17 protein-coding genes are annotated in these 18,641 nt (G+C 61.9%); 10 read left to right on the forward strand and 7 right to left on the reverse strand.

What is annotated here, in order from left to right; translation table 11 throughout:
- Positions 1 to 178: 178 nt before the first annotated feature.
- Entirely contained in the window at positions 179 to 1,183 is a 1,005-nt protein-coding gene (locus CKW40_RS04000; protein WP_095199126.1) for a glycosyltransferase family 2 protein, read from the forward strand.
- Here CKW40_RS04000 and CKW40_RS04005 read toward each other — a convergent pair.
- Complete coding sequence (locus tag CKW40_RS04005; RefSeq protein WP_179297823.1) at positions 1,151 to 2,164, reverse strand: class I SAM-dependent methyltransferase; 1,014 nt, start codon at positions 2,162 to 2,164, stop codon at positions 1,151 to 1,153. The genes CKW40_RS04000 and CKW40_RS04005 overlap by 33 nt on opposite strands.
- Before the next feature lie 85 nt (positions 2,165 to 2,249).
- On the opposite strand from CKW40_RS04005, the gene CKW40_RS04010 reads away from it, so the two are divergent.
- From CKW40_RS04010 to CKW40_RS04030, 5 genes are all read left to right on the forward strand, one after another.
- The gene (locus tag CKW40_RS04010; RefSeq protein WP_179297824.1) at positions 2,250 to 2,903 is read left to right on the forward strand and encodes a class I SAM-dependent methyltransferase; all 654 of its coding nucleotides are present in this window, start codon (positions 2,250 to 2,252) and stop codon (positions 2,901 to 2,903) included.
- Entirely contained in the window at positions 2,900 to 3,565 is a 666-nt protein-coding gene (locus CKW40_RS04015) for an acetyltransferase (RefSeq protein WP_095198645.1), read from the forward strand. The genes CKW40_RS04010 and CKW40_RS04015 overlap by 4 nt, the downstream gene beginning before the upstream one ends.
- Positions 3,562 to 4,488: a glycoside hydrolase family protein gene (locus tag CKW40_RS04020; protein ID WP_143748246.1), complete on the forward strand. Its 927-nt coding sequence runs from the start codon at positions 3,562 to 3,564 to the stop codon at positions 4,486 to 4,488. The genes CKW40_RS04015 and CKW40_RS04020 overlap by 4 nt, the downstream gene beginning before the upstream one ends.
- Positions 4,489 to 4,535: 47 nt before the next feature.
- Positions 4,536 to 5,438 carry a glycoside hydrolase family protein gene (locus tag CKW40_RS04025; RefSeq protein ID WP_244571081.1) on the forward strand — a complete coding sequence of 301 codons (903 nt, stop codon included), beginning with the start codon at positions 4,536 to 4,538 and terminating at the stop codon, positions 5,436 to 5,438.
- 127 nt (positions 5,439 to 5,565) lie between these two features.
- On the forward strand, positions 5,566 to 6,321 hold the full coding sequence (locus CKW40_RS04030; RefSeq protein WP_244571082.1) for a class I SAM-dependent methyltransferase: 756 nt from the start codon (positions 5,566 to 5,568) through the stop codon (positions 6,319 to 6,321).
- 43 nt (positions 6,322 to 6,364) lie between these two features.
- On the opposite strand, the gene CKW40_RS04035 is transcribed toward CKW40_RS04030, so the two are convergent.
- Complete coding sequence (locus CKW40_RS04035; protein WP_143748247.1) at positions 6,365 to 6,853, reverse strand: DMT family transporter; 489 nt, start codon at positions 6,851 to 6,853, stop codon at positions 6,365 to 6,367.
- Between the two features lie 260 nt (positions 6,854 to 7,113).
- Between CKW40_RS04035 and CKW40_RS04040 the strand changes: the two genes are divergently transcribed.
- Positions 7,114 to 9,198 carry a hypothetical protein gene (locus CKW40_RS04040; RefSeq protein WP_095198650.1) on the forward strand — a complete coding sequence of 695 codons (2,085 nt, stop codon included), beginning with the start codon at positions 7,114 to 7,116 and terminating at the stop codon, positions 9,196 to 9,198.
- Between the two features lie 40 nt (positions 9,199 to 9,238).
- Here the strand turns inward: CKW40_RS04040 and CKW40_RS04045 are convergent, their stop codons facing one another.
- Positions 9,239 to 10,054 (reverse strand): phytanoyl-CoA dioxygenase family protein, encoded by an 816-nt coding sequence (locus CKW40_RS04045; RefSeq protein ID WP_095198651.1) that lies wholly within the window; start codon positions 10,052 to 10,054, stop codon positions 9,239 to 9,241.
- Complete coding sequence (locus CKW40_RS04050) at positions 10,051 to 11,052, reverse strand: class I SAM-dependent methyltransferase (protein WP_179297825.1); 1,002 nt, start codon at positions 11,050 to 11,052, stop codon at positions 10,051 to 10,053. Before CKW40_RS04050 ends, CKW40_RS04045 begins: the two co-directional genes overlap by 4 nt.
- Before the next feature lie 395 nt (positions 11,053 to 11,447).
- Between CKW40_RS04050 and CKW40_RS04055 the strand changes: the two genes are divergently transcribed.
- Positions 11,448 to 11,816 (forward strand): VanZ family protein, encoded by a 369-nt coding sequence (locus tag CKW40_RS04055; RefSeq protein WP_095198653.1) that lies wholly within the window; start codon positions 11,448 to 11,450, stop codon positions 11,814 to 11,816.
- Positions 11,817 to 11,861: 45 nt separating this feature from the next.
- Here the strand turns inward: CKW40_RS04055 and smc are convergent, their stop codons facing one another.
- The 3 genes from smc to CKW40_RS04070 form a co-directional block, all read right to left on the reverse strand.
- Positions 11,862 to 15,320 carry a chromosome segregation protein SMC gene (gene smc / locus CKW40_RS04060; protein ID WP_095198654.1) on the reverse strand — a complete coding sequence of 1,153 codons (3,459 nt, stop codon included), beginning with the start codon at positions 15,318 to 15,320 and terminating at the stop codon, positions 11,862 to 11,864.
- Positions 15,321 to 15,377: 57 nt separating this feature from the next.
- Entirely contained in the window at positions 15,378 to 16,121 is a 744-nt protein-coding gene (locus CKW40_RS04065) for a DsbA family protein (protein WP_095198655.1), read from the reverse strand.
- A gap of 154 nt (positions 16,122 to 16,275) precedes the next feature.
- Complete coding sequence (locus tag CKW40_RS04070) at positions 16,276 to 16,785, reverse strand: DUF721 domain-containing protein (RefSeq protein WP_095198656.1); 510 nt, start codon at positions 16,783 to 16,785, stop codon at positions 16,276 to 16,278.
- A 53-nt stretch (positions 16,786 to 16,838) separates the two neighbouring features.
- On the opposite strand from CKW40_RS04070, the gene mutY reads away from it, so the two are divergent.
- Together mutY and CKW40_RS04080 are read left to right on the forward strand one after the other, a co-directional pair.
- Positions 16,839 to 17,957 (forward strand): A/G-specific adenine glycosylase, encoded by a 1,119-nt coding sequence (gene mutY, locus CKW40_RS04075; protein WP_095198657.1) that lies wholly within the window; start codon positions 16,839 to 16,841, stop codon positions 17,955 to 17,957.
- A gap of 10 nt (positions 17,958 to 17,967) precedes the next feature.
- A complete protein-coding gene (locus CKW40_RS04080) occupies positions 17,968 to 18,606 on the forward strand; it encodes an HAD family hydrolase (protein ID WP_095198658.1) in 639 nt (212 codons plus the stop codon).
- Positions 18,607 to 18,641: the final 35 nt, after the last annotated feature.

The following is an 18,641-nucleotide window of genomic DNA, read 5'->3' on the forward strand; positions in this document are numbered from 1 at the left end:
TAATTGCCGGCTTGAGCAAGCCAACTTGGGAAATTGGGCACAAGAACATCCGATTTCGGCGCCAAGGGCGTAGAATGAAGGAAGCCAGGTTGACGGTGTTGCTTTTCCTGGGGCAACGATAGCTGAAATGAGACGTCGGGCGGAAAGCGCCTGGCGCAGCAACGGACCCGTTCGCCTCATGAAGCTTTCCGTCGTCAGCACGCTCTACAAGTCAGAGTCCCATATCGCCGAGTTTTGCGACCGGATCTCTGCCGTGGCGAACCGCCTGGTCGGGGATGAATTCGAGATCATCCTCGTCAATGACGGCTCTCCCGATGGCAGCCTGGATCTGGCCGTCGCGCGCAGCGCGGTTGACCGGCATGTGACCGTCATCGACCTGTCGCGGAACTTCGGCCACCACAAGGCGATCATGACCGGGTTGGCTCATGCCGAGGGCGATCGGGTGTTCCTCATCGACAGCGATCTCGAGGAAGAGCCCGAGTGGCTGCTGCCCTTTGCCGACCAGATGTCGGAGCACAAGCTCGATGTGGTCTATGGCGTGCAGGGGTCTCGCCGTGGCGGCACCTTCGAACGATGGACCGGCGCGATATTCTTCTCAATCAATGACTGGCTGAGCGACTTCCATCTGCCGCGCAATCTGGTGATCGCGCGGCTCATGACTCGCGCCTATGTCGCCGCGCTCGTGAGCCATCAGGATCATGAGTTTATCATCGCTCATCTGTTTCAGCTGACTGGTTTCCGGCAGGATTCACAACTCGTCGTCAAGCACGCTTTGTCGCCCACGACCTATTCGATCAGTCGCCGCATTCAAATGGCGGTGCGCTATCTTATGACGACATCGACCAAAATTCTTTATCTGATACTGTATTTTGGTCTTACAATTTCAATTTTGTCGGTATTGACGATGGCGTTTTATCTCATGAGATATGCCGTCTACGGCGTAGGTGTTACCGGATTTACCTCCATAATAATTTCCATATGGTTCTTTGGCGGCATGACGATGCTCGTCCTTGGTCTTCTTAGTGTTTACATCGCCAACATATTGTCCGAAACCAAACGTCGTCCCTACACGATAATTCGGGATATTCATCGTGGTGCTGCGACGGGCATCGAGGGGCAAGCCGATGGTGTTGCCGCCGCTGAAGATCGGTCATCCCTTGGGCCGGAGAGGGTTCGCGACTAGCTGGTCGGCGGCGCCATCGCACGGGGCATTCTGCACGGCTCTGCCAAGCGTTTTTTCCAGCCAGGCGACCACGGATATCCCTTCAGTCGCCGCCGCATCCAGCACTTGGTCGCGCAATTGGGGGGCAACACCCTCCAGTTTGCCGAAATAGCGGGTCCGGTGCGATCCGCCCCGTCGCCCGGGGAATGTGACGTCGAGATCGAGCGGTGGCTCTCCCTGGCCCTTCACGAAGCTGATCAGATAGAAGGACCCACCGAGAATCCACCGGCAGGTGACCTCTCGCGCGGCGGCCGGAATGCATTCCAGCGGCGCGCGATGACGAAACAGGGGATTGGAGTTTTCCAGGATCCTGGCGAATTCGCTGTTTGCCAACCAGGGCGCAATTCCTTCGTCGCCGACCACGACCCGCCCGTTCGGCCTCACGACGCGGGTGATTTCCGCCAAAGCTTGCTTGTGGTCGGGGAACAGGTTGAAGCCGCCGAAATGAAAGGCAGCATCGAAAAACCCGTCCGCGAAAGGCAGGCGCATCACATCGGCGCAGAACAACTGCAGGCGTGAGGTGTCCTTCCCCGCACGGCGCAGGCGATCGCGGCCCGTCAGCAGCATTTCGAGGGACAGGTCGCCAGCAAATACGTCAACGGGCATATCGAGCAGATGGATGGTGTCGCGGCAGGTCCCGCAACCGATCTCCAGCACTCTGCTGTCCGGTCGAAGCTCGAGTTGAGCAAACATGTCCCTGCGCGTTTGCTCCTCGTCCGCAAGCAGGGTGGCAAACATTGCCGCGATGCCGCGATCATATTCGCTTGCCCGGTCGCGGTAATAGGCCTGGCTCTCGGAGGAGGCCTGCACCTGGCCGGAGCGGATGAGCAGTTGCGGGATGCCGTCGATCAGGGGATAGCGCTCATCCGGCCCGCCCAGCAACGCGGAGCCGTCCGGCGCCTCTGTCAGAGGCTGCCTTGTCGAGGGGGAAACAAAGCTCAATGCCCGTATCATTCGCGGCTCTGTCCACTTACTATCGGTCACGATATACGATTCTCCGCGCCACAACCCACCGATGGTTATGCCCATGACGTCTATTGGCGCCCCGGCAACGGACAAAAGCGGGGCAATGCTGCTTGAAGTCGCCCGCTACTATGGCGACAAGGTGCAGGCGCACGGCGCCAGCCCCAAGGGTGTGGACTGGAATACGGAAGAAGGCCAGATCCTTCGCTTCAGACAATTGGCATCGTTGATCGATCTGCCGGGCGACTTCACGGTGAACGATCTAGGGTGCGGCTACGGTGCTTTGCTGCCGTTCCTCGCAGATCGCTTTCCCGGCGTACGATACTATGGCTGCGATGTGGCTGCAGAGATGATCGAAGCGGCAACCACACTTTTTGGTGATCATCCACAAGCGCAGTTTGCCGTCGAATCTGTGCCGGCGCAGGTTGCCGATTTCGGCTTCGCGAGCGGTATCTTCAACGTCAGGCTGACACGCCCGGACGATGAATGGGCGGCTTATCTGGAGGCAACGCTGGATGTCCTCCATGCCACCAGCCGACGCGGCTTCGCCTTCAATTGCCTTACCTCCTATTCGGATCCGGACAAGAGAAGAGCCGATCTCTTCTATGCCGATCCAACGCAGCTTTTCGACATCTGCAAGAAAAAATATGCGCAGCGCGTGGCACTGCTGCACGACTATGGTCTCTATGAATTCACCATCCTGGTCAGGAAGTCATGAAGCGGCGCATCGTCATATTCGGAGCCGGCGATATCGCTGAACTCGCTCACTACTATTTCACGCACGATTCCTCCTACGATGTCGCCGCCTTCACCGTGGACAGTGCATTCCTGACCCAGGACCGGCTGGCGGGCCTTCCTGTCGTGCCCTTCGAGGCTTTGACCCGGGACTATCCGCCGAGCAGCCATAGTGTGTTCGTGGCGCTCAGCTACAGCAGATTGAACGAGGTTCGCCGGGAAAAATATCTGGCGCTCAAAGCGTTGGGCTACGATTTCGTGAGCTACATCAGTTCCAGGGCAACCATCCTCAACGACGGCAAAATCGGCGAAAACTGCTTCATTCTCGAGCACAACGTCGTCCAGCCTTTCGCATCGATCGGCAACAATGTGACGCTGTGGAGCGGCAATCACATCGGGCACCACTCGCGCATTGCCGATCATTGCTTTCTCGCCTCGCATATCGTGGTCTCAGGCGGGGTCGATATCGGCGAGGCCTGCTTCCTTGGTGTCAACGCGACGCTACGCGATCATATCCGTGTGGGCGAGAGGTGCGTGATCGGCGCGGGAGCGCTAATTCTGGCGGATGCGGCGCCCGACGGCGTCTATCTCGGCAACGCGACGGAGCGGTCGAAAGTGCCGAGTTCACGGTTGAGAAAGATATGACGCGATTACGTTTCAGGCGCGTCGGCTTGGCATGCCGGCCGGGCGGCTCGCCCTGGGAGCGGTCGCATTGCCAGAACCCCTTTGTCCAAAGGCTGGGCCACGAAAGATACCGCATTCATTTTGCAAGTCGCGATGACAGCAATCGCTCGCGAGGCGGCTGGGCCGAGGTCACCGCGACTGCCGACGGATTGACCCAGACCGCCCGCTCGGAGCGCCCATCGCTGGATATTGGCCAGCCGGGGACATTCGATGATTCCGGTGCGATGCCAGGCTGCCTCGTCGATCACGAAGGCCGCTTGTTGCTCTACTATACCGGCTGGTCGCTCACCCGCACGGTGCCATTCACCTTCGCCATCGGGATCGCGGAATCACGTGACGGAGGCCGTCATTTCGATCGCCTGTCCGAAGCGCCGGTCCTCGGTCGCAACCATTACGATCCTCTGCTTGCCGGCGCGCCCTGGGTGCTCGTTGAAGATGGCAATTTCCGCATGTGGTATGTGTCGGGACTGCGATGGGAGGTCGACCCAGAAGGGAAGAATGCTCCGATCCACTACTACACCGTCAAACACGCGACGAGCCGCGACGGCATGAATTGGGCGACCAACGAGCACGTCTGCCTGCCCTTCCATGAGGGAGAGCACGCCATCGCCCGACCGGTCGTCCAGAGGACGGATGCCGGCTACGAAATGCTCTATTGTGCAAGGCGTTTAGGCGAAACGTACCGCGTGTACCGCGCCACATCCGTCGACGGGATTCACTGGGAGCGCGACAGGATGCCACTGCTCGACACCAGCGCCAGCGGATGGGATTGCGAAATGGTCTGCTATGCCAGCCTGCTGCACACTGCCGGGGCCAGCTTCCTGCTTTACAATGGCAATGGTTATGGCAGGGATGGGGTCGGCGCCGCCATCCTGGAACCATGACGAAGCGGTCGACAGCGCCGAGTTCGCGGCTCAGAGGGATATGACCGGTGCGATGGGAGAAGCTCGGCCGGCTGTTTTGTCCGACCGGTGATATCGCGTGGATGCGCTCGCACGCCACCATGCCGATCGCCGAGCACGTATCGGGCGATCTGTTCAGGATTTATTTCGGCTCTCGGGATGCATCGCAACGCTCGCATACTGGCTATGTCATCGTTGACCTGTCGTCGCCGGCGCGCATCCACGAGGTCGCTCAGTCGCCTGTTCTGGTGCCGGGCAATCTCGGCGAATTCGATGACAGCGGCGCCCTGGCGAGCTGGCTCACGGTCGCGGGTCCGACGCGGTATCTCTACTATGTCGGCTGGAACCTGGGCGTGACCGTTCCCTTCCGCAATGCCATCGGCCTCGCCACAGCGCCGGCCGACGGTTCGTTTTCACGTTTCGCCGCGGGTCCGCTGCTTGATCGCACGATGACTGAGCCGCATTTTGTCGGCAGTTGCTGCGTGCTGCGTGAGGCCGGCCTCTGGCATATGTGGTACACGTCCTGCCTCGATTGGCGCCCATCAGCGAACGGCCCGATCCACCGCTACCACATCAAATATGCGCGTTCCGACGATGGCATCGATTGGCACCGTGACGGACGGGTCGCCATCGATTTCGCGAGCGAACAGGAATATGCGATATCTCGCCCCGCGGTTGTGAGAGACGGCGACCTATGGCGCATGTGGTATGCCTATCGCGGCGAGAGCTATCGCATCGGCTACGCCGAGTCCGCCGACGGCCTGAACTGGACCCGGCTCGACCACGCTGCGGGCATCGTACGCTCGGAGTCGGGTTGGGATTCGGAAATGATCGAGTATCCGTTTGTGTTCGATCATGGAGGACAGCGCTATATGCTTTACAACGGCAATGGCTACGGGAAGAGCGGCTTCGGCCTGGCCGCGCTCGTCTAGCAAGGCTTGAGCCGACATGATCGTTTGCCCGCGCTGCAGTCTAAAACATGCGGTCCAGGACGAGATCTGCCCGGGCTGCGGCTTCGTTCCGGCGAGCCGGAACGGCTTCCCCGCATGGGCACCCGAAATGGCAAACGAAGGCGGGGGGTTCCACGAGACCTTCTTTGCCGAACTCGCCCGGCGCGAGGCCGGGAATTTCTGGTTCGAGGCGCGCAATGTCATCATCGTTCGCACGCTGCGGCGGTTCTTTCCACAATTGCGGTCGTTCCTCGAGATCGGCTGTGGCACGGGCTTTGTCCTGAGCGGCATCGCCCACGCCTTTCCCGAGGTCCGGCTTGTCGGGACCGAAATCTTCATTGCAGGGCTGCCCTTTGCCGCCGCCCGCGTGCCGTCGGCAAGCTTTGCGCAGATGGACGCAAGACGATTGCCCTATGCCGCGGAATTCGACGTGGTGGGGGCGTTCGACGTGATCGAGCACATCGAGGAAGATGTCGACGTGCTGGGGAATCTGAAACGCGCGGTGAAGCCCGGAGGGGGCGTGATCATTTCCGTGCCGCAGCACAAATGGCTTTGGAGCGACATCGACAAACAGTCGTTTCATTTCCGGCGCTATGAAAAACGGGAGCTGCATGAAAGGATCGAAGGCGTGGGGCTCGAGATCGTCTACAGCACATCGTTCGTGTCGCTTCTGTTGCCGCTGATGTTCCTGTCACGGCGGCGCAAGAGCAAGAGCCCCGAGTTGGACGCCGGCAGGGAATTGCGCCTTGGGCGAGCCACAAATGCCTCTTTGCGGGCGGTGATGGGGATCGAAAGCCTGATCCTGGCGACGGGCATCACCCTTCCTGTCGGCGGCTCCCGGCTGGTGGTGGCGAAGCGTCCGTAGCAGGTTGCGCTCGTCGCGAAAGCAGCCTTGCGAGCGCGCAGCCCTAAGGCAACCGGGTCGCCGCCAGCACCACACCGAGGACGATCAAGCCATTGCCCGCGAGGGACTGCCAGCTGAACCGTTCGTGCAGGAACACGATCGAACCGGCGAAAATCAGGGGATAGGACAGGGCTGCAAACGGGAAGGCCACCGATAGCGGAATTCTCGATATCCCTGCGTACCAGAAGAGACTGGAGGCCACGAGGCCAAGGCCTCCTATCCAAACCTGCCAGTCGGCGAGCAAACCAAGCAGATAGGGCCAGCCCGCCTCGAAGCTGAACGGCACCGTGCCATGTTCGGTCAGGCGCGACTTGATGATGATTTGGGCCATGGTGAGCAAAGATACGGCCGCAACAATGAGGGCAATGCCGGTGGCACGGTTATCCAGTTTGCTTCTCCATTTTGCTCGAATCGGCCGGCGCTTTGACATTGGACTGTAGCATGCCAGCTGTCCATTTTGGGCTGGGTTGCGGCCGCAGGCGCGAAGCACCATCCCGGCAGTCTCTCCGTCCAGCAAGACCGTTGATACCGGCTTCTATTGTCTTGTGCAGGTTGACAAAGGCAAAGCCAAACGGTCCATCTAGGCTAGTTGTCGTGCCCGGCCCTGGTTTCGAGCGGCGTGCATGGCTTCGAGCAATTCCAGGAAAAAGCGTGTAGCGGTTTTCCCATAGGAGTTGTGTCAAAACAAAGAGTTAGAGCGGCTCGCCGTTTCCGTGAAACGGTGAACTGCTCTAGGGGGAGCCCAACCGAACCATGGCAATCCAGGAGCAGTCCCGGACAATCCCGGCTGAGCAGAATCTGCCGGCCGAGAGATTGTCCAAAGCCAGGTCCTATTGGCTTCCAGCCGCAGTATTAATTCTGGCGATCAATTTCTGCTTCCTCGTATTCTACGTTTTCGTGGAATACAAAAAACTGTTTCACTCCGACAGCGCGATGAAGGTCTTGCTGGCGCGAGAAATCGTCAACAGTCATAATTTCTTCCCGTCAGACTGGTACTATGGAAACAATGACATTGTCGTCGTATTCGGCCATCTGTTTATCATACCGGCCCTGGCTTTTCTTCCTGCCGGCTTTACAGTTCATGCGATCTCGGGCCTCGTCACATCCATACTCGTGCTGCACAGCGTCTGGCTTGCTGCCGGCCTGGCGCCGATCGGTAAGACACGGCGGACGCTGATAACCGCTTCAGTGGCGGCGGGAATATCCGGAGTTCTGGCGGAAAATCTCTACGGACAGGCGTCATACGGCACAATTCTCTACATGTCGCTGTACTCGATCTACTGCCTCGTCAGGTTGATGAGAGAGAAGTCGACGAAGGACGTCGTCCTATGGAGCGTTTTGCTCTGCCTGCTGATTACAGCCGAGTTCTGGGGCAATCCGCAGCGCGCGATCGTTACCATCGGGGTGCCGCTCGTCGCCGCCGCGCTGTGGTCGATCCACAGGCTGGGAGTGCATAACGCAAGTGTGGGAAGAGCATCCTTGGTGGGTGCGACCGCTTCGATCTGCGCAGCGATAGGTGCCGGGACCATCCTCTATGGAGTGACCTTTGCGCATGTAAACAATGCCGCGCGCGACGCGTCCTCCGTCCAATGGCTGCCATACGAGGCGATCGTCAGCAACCTTCTGGTCCTGGGCAAGGAGGTCCTGGCGGTTTTCGGCGGGTCTCCACCGGGAGGCAGCGGCCTTCTGACCGTGATCGGTCTCTACGGCGCGCTGCGATTGATTGTGGCGGTCATGCTGGTGGCCTTGATCGTGCGGTCGGTGGCAACATCGGCGAGGCCGGGCGACGCGGTCAGACCGCTCGCCATCTATGGATCGGTGGCGCTTCTGTCGGTGTGCCTTCTGCAAGTGGCAACGACCATTCCAAACCTTGCCGATCCGATCGGCAGCTCCCGTTACCTGGTACCGGCGCTGGTCACGATGGCCATCGTGGCGTTGGCCACGCCTCTCGACATGCGCCTGAGACCCATCGAGTTCCTCAGCGTAGCGGTGGTCCTTGCCGGATTGCTGACAAGTGCGTACCCGACATTTGTCAGGTCGGATACGCTGTCGCATCTGAACCTGGTGCCGCAGAAACCCCGTGCCACCGATTTGTCGGCCTTGGCTCGCTACCTCCAGGCCAATGGGCTGACCTATGGCTACGCCACCTATTGGAACGCCGGCTCGGTCAGCGTGTTGTCCGATGAGCATGTCCTGGTTCGGCAGATCACCGTGGACAGCGCCCTGCCGATGCCCATGCGTTTCCTGTCCGCGGACCGTTGGTACGATGCCGATACGTGGAAGGGCGAGACGTTTCTTCTGCTGGCACAGGAGGACGCAAACAAGATCGACTGGAAGCAGTTGGCGGCGCTCGGACTACCCGTTTCGCGGAAACTTCAATTCGGCGATCTTGGCATCTTTGTGTTCGCAGAAAACATTGCCGCGAAGCTGCCGGGTTGGGATGTCCGGTTCATGCAGCCGGTAACATTTCATGCCGACGCCCAGGCGCTTACGCAAGTGGGCTCCCTGCAAGAGCGCGGCGGCGGGAAGGCTCTGGTTGCGCCGCCGGAAGCGAACGGCGCGCTGTACTATGGTCCTTATGTGAGTGTCGCCCCGGGAAGGTATCGCCTTACCTTTGACGTCGAAGCGAGCAGCAGTCCTGCCGCCACGCTGCGCCTTGACGCGGCTGCATCGCCGGGCGGGATCGTTTTGGTTCAGGAGGATCTGACGGAAAGTCACGGCCCCCAACAGCTGCTTTTCTCGCTCGACCACACATCGGTTATGGAGTTTCGAGTCTGGGCTCTGGGAAACGGCGCGGTGGCGTTCAAATCGGTCACCATAGAGCGGGCAAGCCCGTAGCGGCGGAAGCAGGGCGTGCCCGGTGCCGCCTTTGCGGGATCTACTTTTTCGCGCGCGCGTCGAACCACGCGTTCACCGAGCGATACTCGTCCAGACCAAATCCGAGAATCTTCTTCTGATCCGCGCTCAGTCCCGGGAAATCGCACAGGACCGACGGGAGATGAAGCTGCTGCCGCAGCATCGGGATGGTGAAGACGTGGTTCACACCGCGCCGGTTCCTGTCGGTGTGGTTGGTCGAGCCGGCGTGGTAGAGCATGCAGTCCAGAATGATGAATGTCCCCCGCGGCACGGTCACCTGGATCTGACGCCGCCGCACCGTCTCGTCCGAGGGAAAATCCTCGCGATGATGGCTGGCGGGTATGACCCGGGTGGCGCCATTTTCAGCCGTGAAATCGTCAAGCGCAAACAGGGCACTTATTGCGAGTGGCCGCGAACTGACGAAGTGCTGGTAGGGAAGGTCGCGATGGTAGGACGCTTGTCCGTATTTGCTCTTGTTGGCGCGGTTGATTAGCCCATTGATCTGATTGACGATGTAGTAGCCGCCGAGCATCCTTGAGAGCAACTGCGCCAGCCGCTCATTGAAGGCTATGGTCATGAACGCTGGAGCGTATTTTGGGAGGACACGGATCGTGTCCCGCTCGCCGATCGCCGAAAGGTCGTAGCCCGCGGTTGCAGCTTGCTCAGCATATTCCACTTCAGCGGCGTCAAAGTCACGGGACAAAGCGTCCAGTTGCGCGCCCGTCAACCCTGCGTCGAGCGTCGTATAGCCGGTGAGCCGGAGATCCTCGATCAGAACGTCGATCTCGTCGCGTACGACCGCGGTTTCCTTGATCCCGTAGTGATCGATCTCGGTCACAGCTGCTCCTTGAGAAAGCTGGAGAAGAGGTAGGGATGGACAATCTGTGCGCCGCTGCCTCGAAACCTTCCGGCCACCGCCGGCCAGCTTCGCGGATTCACAGCGGCCACCATGATAGTCCGGGGATGCGTGGAAGCATACTCGTTGGCTCTCAGCCACGGCCGGTCGTCGAGAGTTGCCGCGAGTGGCTCGTCAGTCAGGAATGCTTCGGCTCCTTTGACAAGCTGGGGAGCATAGGCCCGCAGCAGATTCCGGAACTCCCCGGCTCCAAACATCGCGTAGGGCCTGTTGTTCAGCCACTCCAACGCGCCATCATCAATTTCCGACCAGCCCTTCAGGAAATCCGATCGCGCCTGCGCCAGCGACAGGTACTGGATATCCGTGGGAGCCTGCGGTGCGTTCGCATCGGGATTCAGGAGGGTCAGTCGAAAGCCCTTTTGCTGTCCACGCAGCGCAATGCTTCCAATGACATGCAGTCCCGCTGCCGCAGCAACCATCCGCAGGGACAGTTGGGAGAAACTCGAGACATGATCAAGGAACAACAACTCCGTGTCGGCAACATCGCCGTCCGGGCAGATCACCACCACGTGGCCTCCATCCGAGAGGGCACGCCTGGACACGGAAAGGAACGCCTCCGGATTGAGGGCGTGCTCAAGGACGTTTACCGAGAGGCAGAGGTCGTACCGTCCGCCAATTTCACCGAGAGCTTCTTCGGCATAGCCCTGGCGGATCGTCGCTTGTGCTTGATCCCGCTGCCCGGCCGACGCGACCAGTTGAGACGCCGCTTCGAAACCCAGCGCTTCCCTCAATTGCCATCGCCGCGCAAGGTCTTCGAGCAAGGCACCGGTCCCCGCCCCGAACTCAACGACGCTTCTGGGGCGAAGCGCGCGCCCGAGAAGCGTGACAGCGGATTCGTCTATGCAATCGGCATAGCCTTGTGCCCGAGCTGCATCGGCGGCCGGATCGACCAGGCCGAGATCATATCCGTCGCTGTACATGGCGTCCCGGTCTTCAGGTCTCAGCGGGGTGACATGAAAGCCATGTCCGCACCTCAGACACGAGGCCTTCTCAAGGGGGCGGTTGAGAATTGCGCCATCGCTCGTCATGGAAAGCGATGGATGGGGTAACGCCAGCCTCATCGGTGCGCCGGCCCCGCAAGCAGGACAAACGAATTCATTCAAACTATCGCCCTCCACCACTTCCATATTCGGCCAATGGCCATCCGGCGTAAATCCCCCAACGCGCCTCGAGGTCTCGCCTACCCGCACCGGCGAAGGTTCGTTGCTTTTGTGACCATGCGATGCCATCGTAGCACTCTGCGCTGCCCTTGCTCGTGCATCGGAACCACCGGCAGGCTTCGATCTTTGGCGGTCGAAATCATTGTTGGATCACAATGGCATCCTGTTCAGTCGTCTTATGGACCGCCTTTGTCGTCACGCTCGTTGCGGTTCTGGTCCTCGCACTGCTGCCAGTGCCCGAGCTTCAGGAATTCGGGCTCGATATCGGTTTCGACAATGACAAGCTCAATCACGCCAGCGCATTCGCCACCCTGGCTGTTCTGGGAGGTCTTGGCTGGCCCAGGCGCAAAATCACGCTGGTCATTTTCCTGGCCCTGGTCGGGGCCGCGATCGAGGTCCTTCAGGGCACGACGCTGATAGACCGCGACCTCGACGTGTTCGACTGGGTTGCCGATTGCATCGGCATAGCAGGCGGCCTCGTGGTGGCGATGTGTGCAAATTGGGTCATGCACCGCAAAGGCTGATGGCCAATCGCATCTGGTCCCACGGGCCGGAGCAGCCCGGATGCGTCAGCTCGCCTCGCGCATCGCCTCGGCCGCCTGCAGATCGACCGACACCAGCTGGCTGACGCCCTGCTCGGCCATGGTCACACCGAACAGCCGGTCCATGCGCGCCATGGTGATCGGGTTGTGGGTGATGATGACGAAACGCGTCTCGGTGGTCTTGGCCATCTCGTCCATAAGATTGCAGAAGCGCTCGACATTGTGATCGTCGAGCGGCGCGTCGACTTCGTCGAGCACGCAGATCGGCGCCGGGTTGGTCAGGAAGACGGCGAAGATCAGCGACATCGCCGTCAGCGCCTGCTCGCCGCCCGACAGCAGCGTCATGGTCTGCGGCTTCTTGCCGGGCGGGCGGGCAAGGATTTCCAACCCTGCCTCGAGCGGATCCTCGGATTCGATCAGTTGCAATTCCGCCGTGCCGCCACCGAACAGATGCGAGAACAGCCGCTGGAAGTGGCTGTTGACGACATCGAAGGCGGCCAGCAGCCGCTCGCGGCCTTCGCGGTTGAGGCTCTGGATCGCTTGCCTGAGCTTGCGGATCGCCTCGATGATGTCCTCGCGCTCGGAAACGATCGCCTCCAGCCGGTCGGAGAGCTCCTTCTGCTCCTCCTCGGCGCGCAGATTGACGGCGCCGAGCCGTTCGCGCTCGATCTTCAGCCGGTCGAGCTGGCGTTCGATCTCGGCCATTTCGGGCATCGGATCGTCGGCTTCCAGGCCGGTGTGGCGGATGACCAGATGCGGTGGCGTGTTCAGCGTTTCCTGGATGCGCGCCTCGACCTCAAGGCGGCGCTCGTCGGCCGCCGTCAGCCGCTCCTCGGCACGCACGCGGGTTTCGCGCGCCTCGGCCAGCGACTGGATGGCTGATGTGGCTGCCTTGTCGAATTCGGCTTGCCTGTTCTCCGCCTCCTGCAAACGGTCGGCCGCTGCCTTGCGCAAGGTCTCGGCCTCGGTCAGCTGCGACAGCAGTGCACGCCGCTTGGCGTCGATCTCGTCGGGCGCATCGGCCAGCCGCTCGCGCTCGGCCTCGGCCTCGGCCTTGCGTTCACCGAGCGAGGCGATCTGCGTCGAGGCGTTTTCGGCGCGGACCAACCAGTTGCTGCGCTCGGCGCCAATGGCATCCAGCCGGCGCGTGCGCGCCTCGGCCTCACGCCGCAGTCCCTCGTGAACGGCCCGCGCGTCGGCCAGCGTGGCGCGGTCGCGGGAGACATTGGCCGAGGACTGTTCGAGCTGCAATTGCAGGTCGCCGAGATCGGGCGCGTCCTGCAGCAGCATTTCGGCCTCGACGAACGCCGCCGAGGTTTCCTCATGACTGTCGACGATGCGCGCGCGCGCTTCATCCAGTGCCGCGCGCCGGCTCGCCAGCTCGCCGCCGGCCTTCTCGGCCTCGGCCAGCGCGTTGCGGGCAGCGTCCAGCCGGTGCTGGGCGTCGCGTCCGGCCTGGCGCGTGTTGCGCTCGGCCTCGCTCGCCAGCCGAAGCGCCTGCTCGGCCTGTGCCAGCGCTTCCTCGGCCTGGCGCAGGACGAGCGTCGCCTGCACCGCTTCGGCATCGAGTTCGGCAAGCCGGTTCTTCTGCGCCAGCCTTTGGGCCGCGGCCGTCGGCGCATCGGCGCTGGCGGTCAGACCGTCCCAGCGCCACAGCGCGCCTTCACGGCTGACCAGACGCTGGCCCGGCGCGAGCAGCGCCTGCAGCCGGCGGCCGTCAGCGGCCTCGACTATGCCGATCTGCGCCAGGCGGCGGGCAAGCTGCGCCGGGGCACGAACCACGCTGGCAAGGCTCTTGATGCCTTCCGGCAGGGCCGCGTCGCCGGGCTGGATCTGGCTTTCGCCCCAATGCGCGGGCGCGCTGCGGTCGAGCGGCACGTCGAGGTCTTCGCCAAGGGCGGCACCCAGCGCCGTCTCGAAACCGCGCTCGACGCTGATCTGTTCGAGAACCGAGGGGAAGAGATCGCCGCTGGCGGCATTCAGGATCTTGGCCAGCGTGCGCGCTTCCGTCTCGATCCGCGCCAACTCGGCCCTGGCGTCCTGAAGCGGCGGGCGGGCGGCGCTTTCGGCGGCGCGGGCATCGATGACCGACTGCTCGGCCTGCGCCACCGCGGCCTCGGATTCCTCGAGAATCTCCATCGCCTGCTCGACCAGAACGCGCTTTTCGGCCGGGTCCGGCAGGCCGGCGACCTTGGAGAGAATATCCGACAATTCGCGGTCGACCTCGGCGAGCTGGCGGGCGAAGCGGTCGCAGCGCTCGGCGGTTTCGCGCAAAGTCCGTTCGATCTGATGGCGCGAGGCGGCGGCCTCGGCCCGTTCGGCGGTCAGCGCGGCGAGCCTGGCTTCGCTTTGCGCCAGCGTCGATGCCGCCTGCTCGAACGCCGCGCGAGTGGTGGCCTCGCGCTCGGCCGCCCCGGCGTTTTCTGAATTCAGCGCGGCCTCTTCGGTACGCAGGCGTTCGAGAACATCGGCATTGTCGCGCACCATCCGCTCCTCGCGGGCGATGTCGCCGTCGAGCTGCTGCAAGCGTCGTTCGATTTCGGCCTGGCGGTTGCGGATGCGGCCGGCCTCCTCCTCGATCTGCGACTTGGCGATCGACAGGCGCTGGAAGGCAGCGGCAGCCGCGGCTTCCGCGTCGCGCAAATCAGGCAGGCGGTGGGCGCCGATGCCTTGCTCCCTGGCGGCGGCCATCTGCGCCGCGGCGCGATCACCGACAAGTGCGGTGGCAACCGCCAGCGCCGAGCGCGCCTCGCCTTCCTGGGTCTTGGCCAGCGTCCAGCGCAGATGCAGCAATGTCGCTTCGGCCTTGCGGATATCGGCCGACAGGTTCTTGAAGCGCGACGCCTGGCGCGCCTGGCGCTTGAGGCTTTCGATCTGGCTTTCCAGTTCGCCGACGACATCGTCCAGCCGTTCGAGGTTCTGTTCGGCCGCCTTCAGCCGCAGTTCCGCCTCGTGGCGGCGGGTGTGCAGGCCGGAAATGCCGGCGGCCTCTTCAAGCAGCGCACGGCGCGCCTGCGGCTTGGCCTGGATCAACTCGCCGATACGGCCCTGCCCGACCATGGACGGCGAGCGTGCACCGGTCGACTGGTCGGCGAACAGAAGCTGCACATCCTTGGCGCGAGCTTCCTTGCCGTTGATGCGGTAGAGCGAGCCGGCCTCGCGCTCGATGCGGCGCGACACCTGCAATTCATCGGCGTCGTTGAAGGCGGCCGGTGCCGAGCGGTCGCTGTTGTCGAGGAAAAGCGTGACTTCGGCGGTGTTGCGCGCAGGCCGCGTGCCCGAGCCTGAAAAGATGACGTCGTCCATGCCGGACGCGCGCATGTTCTTGTAGGAGCTTTCGCCCATCACCCAGCGCAGCGCCTCGACAAGGTTCGACTTGCCGCAGCCGTTCGGCCCGACAATACCCGTCAGGCCGCGTTCGATGACGAACTCGCCGGGCTCGACGAAGGACTTGAAACCAAGGAGGCGGAGGCGCGAAAACTTCATTCACGCGCCCCATAAAGGCGAGCGCCGAAACGCTGCCGCTTCAGCGCTGACCTGATGTCAGAGCAGAGGGTCGATGATGGCCGACATTTCCTCAATCGACATCGCCCCTTTATAGGTCTTACCGTTGATGAAGAAGGTCGGTGTCGAGTCGACCTTGAATTCATTGGCGCCGCGCTTCTGGACCGATCTCACATCGTCCAGAAGTTTCTGGTCCGTCAAGCAGGCTTCGAAGGACTCCTGTGTAAAACCGGCGAGCTTCGAGATTTGCAGCAGCGCATCCTTGGTGTTCGACACGCCAACCCAGTTCGCCTGCTGCGCAAACAGCACGTCCACCATCGGGAAATAGTTATCCTTGGCGCAGCGTGCCAGCATGAAGCCGGCTTCCGCGCTCGGATCGAACGGGAATTCGCGCAGGATATAGCGCGCCCTGCCGGTGTCGATATACTTCCTCTTCAGGTCCGGGAAGGTGGTTGCGGCGAAATGCGCGCAGTGCGGACAGGTCATCGAGGCGTATTCGACGATGGTCACCTTGGCGTCATCCTTGCCGAGTTGCTTGTCAGGCAGCGCGCCCGGCTTCAGCAGTTCAGCCATGTCGACGTTGCCCTGAGACTCGGGAACCTGAGCGGCAGCCGGCGTTGCCGGCTTCGCGGGAGCGGCCGGATCGGCGGGCTTCACATCCGCCGCCTTGGCCTGTTCGCCGGAGTCGCTGCAGGCGGCGAGCAGGGCCACCGCCGGAATGGCGGCCAGCGAAGACAGGACGTTTCTGCGAGACAGACTTTTGCCGAACGGAGGACGGTTCATACGAATCACCTGACAAGGGTTGAATTTTGCAATGCAAAGGCACGAAAAGGCGAGAGTTGGCGCGAATTAAGGCATCTCCATCCCCAATCCAATCGCGAAACCTGACAGAGGCGATCACGAATGCGAGATGTTGACGACAAATCCATGACTGTCTTCAAGGGGTTTTTGACTTCCTTTCACCCAAAATGGTTGCGCCAAGCCTTTCCAGCGAGGCGCGCAGCCCGTCATCCTCGATCAGTTCGACCGTGCTGGACAACTTCGTCTTCTCCGCCGCCGTCAAGGGCCTGAAGGTCGGTTTAGGCCGTCCTTTGTCCGCCGTCACCGGTTTTTGCACGATCCTGATGCGGCCTATTGCCGTAAAGCCGAGGAAAGCGTTGACGCGGTTGATGATCTCGCCGGTCTCGTGCTGCAGGTGAAGTGCGGCCATGCCTTCGCAGGCAATGACCAGCACCGCCGGCTCGAACGGATCGTCCTCATGCAGGCGGCGCGGCCATTGAATCTTCTCGGGCCGCGAGCGACTGGCAAGGCGCGGTCCGGCGATCTCTTCCCAGGACTGGACGAGACCAATCGACATGCCTGCCCGCTTGCGCAGCACCGGATCGAGGATTTTGGTCGCAAGATCGCTCACCGGGACGGGATTGCCGTAGGGCGTTCTCCCTGCCATGTACGTTCTCCAGCCACGACCCCAGCAATATCGGCCAGGCCAATACACGATCAATGGCACCAGCAGACCAGACCCGCAAGGCCCAGACACGCAAGGCAATCCCAGACGATATCGCGTCGCGCCTGCTCGCCTGGTACGACGTGCATCATCGCGAGCTGCCGTGGCGCGTGAGCCCGCGCGACCATGCACGCGGCGTGCGGCCCGATCCCTACCGTATCTGGCTGTCGGAGGTCATGCTGCAGCAGACCACGGTCGAGGCGGTGAAATCCTATTTCCGCGCCTTTGTCGAGAAATGGCCCGATGTCGAAGCGCTGGCCGCGGCGCCGACCGAGGACGTGATGAAGGCCTGGGCGGGGCTCGGCTACTATTCCCGCGCACGCAACCTCAAGGCCTGCGCCGATCTGGTGGCGGCGCGTGGCGGCCGGTTTCCCGATACCGAGGCCGGTTTGAGAGACCTGCCCGGCATCGGCGCCTACACCTCGGCGGCCATTACCGCGATCGCTTTCGACCGCCCCGCTGCCGTAGTCGACGGCAATGTCGAACGCGTCATATCGAGGCTGTTTTCGATCACGCCGCCGCTCAGCGAAGCCAAACCCGAGATACGTGCCCATGTCGAAGCCATGGTGCCGGCGGCAAGGCCGGGCGACTTCGCCCAGGCGATGATGGATCTCGGCGCCACGATCTGCACGCCGCGCCGTCCGCGCTGCATGCTGTGCCCGCTGCGGGACGGCTGCAGCGCCGTCGTCTTAGGCGACCCCGAAAATTTCCCGGTGCGGCTGCCAAAGGCCGACAAGCCGCAGCGGCGCGGTGCCGCTTTCGTCGCCGTGCGTGAGGACGGCGCCATTCTTCTGCGCAAACGGCCCGAGAAAGGTTTGCTCGGCGGCATGACCGAGGTGCCGACAACGGCCTGGACGGCGCGGGTGGACGGAGCCACCACGCAGGCGGCAGCACCCTTTCCCGGCGACTGGCGGCGTGCCGGGACAATCACGCATGTCTTCACCCATTTCGCGCTCGAGCTCGAAGTCTTTCACGCCCACATCAAAGGCGATGCGCCGGCAGGGCATTTCTGGTCACCCGCCCGTGAGATTTCAGGGGAGGCTCTGCCCACTGTCATGAAAAAGGCAATCGAGGCTGCGATACCCGGCGCGACGAAAAAGCAACGCCCGCATTGAAAGAGGCTTCATGACCGAGATCCGCCACATCGTTTTCGATATCGGCAAGGTGCTGATCCATTACGATCCCAACATTCCATTCAGCCGCCTCATTCCGGATGCCGAAGAGAGAAAGTGGTTTTTCGACAATGTCTGCACGCATGACTGGAACATCGAGCAGGACCGCGGCCGGACCTGGGAAGAGGCGGAGGCGCTGCTGATCGCGGACCATCCCGATCACGCGGAAAACATCCGCAATTTCCGCCGCCACTGGCACGAAATGGTACCGCACGCCTATGATGACAGCGTCGACATCATGCTCCGCCTGATCGAGAACGGCCACGATGTGACCATGCTGACCAATTTTGCCTCCGACACTTTGGCGGAAGCCCGCAAACGCTTCGATTTTCTTGATCGGCCGCGCGGCGTGACCATCTCCGGCGAGATCGGCAAGATCAAACCGGACCGGGATATTTATGACCATCACGTGGCTGCGTTCGGGCTCGAACCATCGGCGACGCTGTTCATCGACGACAGCCAGAAGAATGTCGACGGCGCCAAGGCAGCGGGCTGGCAATCGGTGCTGTTCACCGATGCCAGGACGCTTCAAGCAGATCTTGAACGCTTTGGAATCAAGGCGCGATCTGAATCGCTTGCGGCGATCCGCTGAGATTTTGATTCAACGCGATACGCGATAATTCGGCA

The sequence above is a fragment of the Mesorhizobium carmichaelinearum genome (assembly GCF_900199455.1).
Classification (GTDB): Bacteria; Pseudomonadota; Alphaproteobacteria; order Rhizobiales; family Rhizobiaceae; genus Mesorhizobium; species Mesorhizobium carmichaelinearum.

Excerpts from the sequence above, each read along its gene's own strand:
- mutY (WP_095198657.1), top strand. The coding sequence starts at position 16,839 with ATGGCACCAGCAGACCAGACCCGCAAGGCCCAGACACGCAAGGCAATC.
- CKW40_RS04015 (WP_095198645.1), top strand. The coding sequence starts at position 2,900 with ATGAAGCGGCGCATCGTCATATTCGGAGCCGGCGATATCGCTGAACTC.
- CKW40_RS04070 (WP_095198656.1), bottom strand. The coding sequence starts at position 16,785 with ATGGCAGGGAGAACGCCCTACGGCAATCCCGTCCCGGTGAGCGATCTT.
- CKW40_RS04040 (WP_095198650.1), top strand. The coding sequence starts at position 7,114 with ATGGCAATCCAGGAGCAGTCCCGGACAATCCCGGCTGAGCAGAATCTG.
- CKW40_RS04055 (WP_095198653.1), top strand. The coding sequence starts at position 11,448 with ATGGCATCCTGTTCAGTCGTCTTATGGACCGCCTTTGTCGTCACGCTC.
- CKW40_RS04035 (WP_143748247.1), bottom strand. The coding sequence starts at position 6,853 with ATGGTGCTTCGCGCCTGCGGCCGCAACCCAGCCCAAAATGGACAGCTG.
- CKW40_RS04000 (WP_095199126.1), top strand. The coding sequence starts at position 179 with ATGAAGCTTTCCGTCGTCAGCACGCTCTACAAGTCAGAGTCCCATATC.
- CKW40_RS04080 (WP_095198658.1), top strand. The coding sequence starts at position 17,968 with ATGACCGAGATCCGCCACATCGTTTTCGATATCGGCAAGGTGCTGATC.
- CKW40_RS04065 (WP_095198655.1), bottom strand. The coding sequence starts at position 16,121 with ATGAACCGTCCTCCGTTCGGCAAAAGTCTGTCTCGCAGAAACGTCCTG.
- CKW40_RS04030 (WP_244571082.1), top strand. The coding sequence starts at position 5,566 with ATGGCAAACGAAGGCGGGGGGTTCCACGAGACCTTCTTTGCCGAACTC.
- CKW40_RS04010 (WP_179297824.1), top strand. The coding sequence starts at position 2,250 with ATGACGTCTATTGGCGCCCCGGCAACGGACAAAAGCGGGGCAATGCTG.
- CKW40_RS04020 (WP_143748246.1), top strand. The coding sequence starts at position 3,562 with ATGACGCGATTACGTTTCAGGCGCGTCGGCTTGGCATGCCGGCCGGGC.
- CKW40_RS04050 (WP_179297825.1), bottom strand. The coding sequence starts at position 11,052 with ATGTACAGCGACGGATATGATCTCGGCCTGGTCGATCCGGCCGCCGAT.
- smc (WP_095198654.1), bottom strand. The coding sequence starts at position 15,320 with ATGAAGTTTTCGCGCCTCCGCCTCCTTGGTTTCAAGTCCTTCGTCGAG.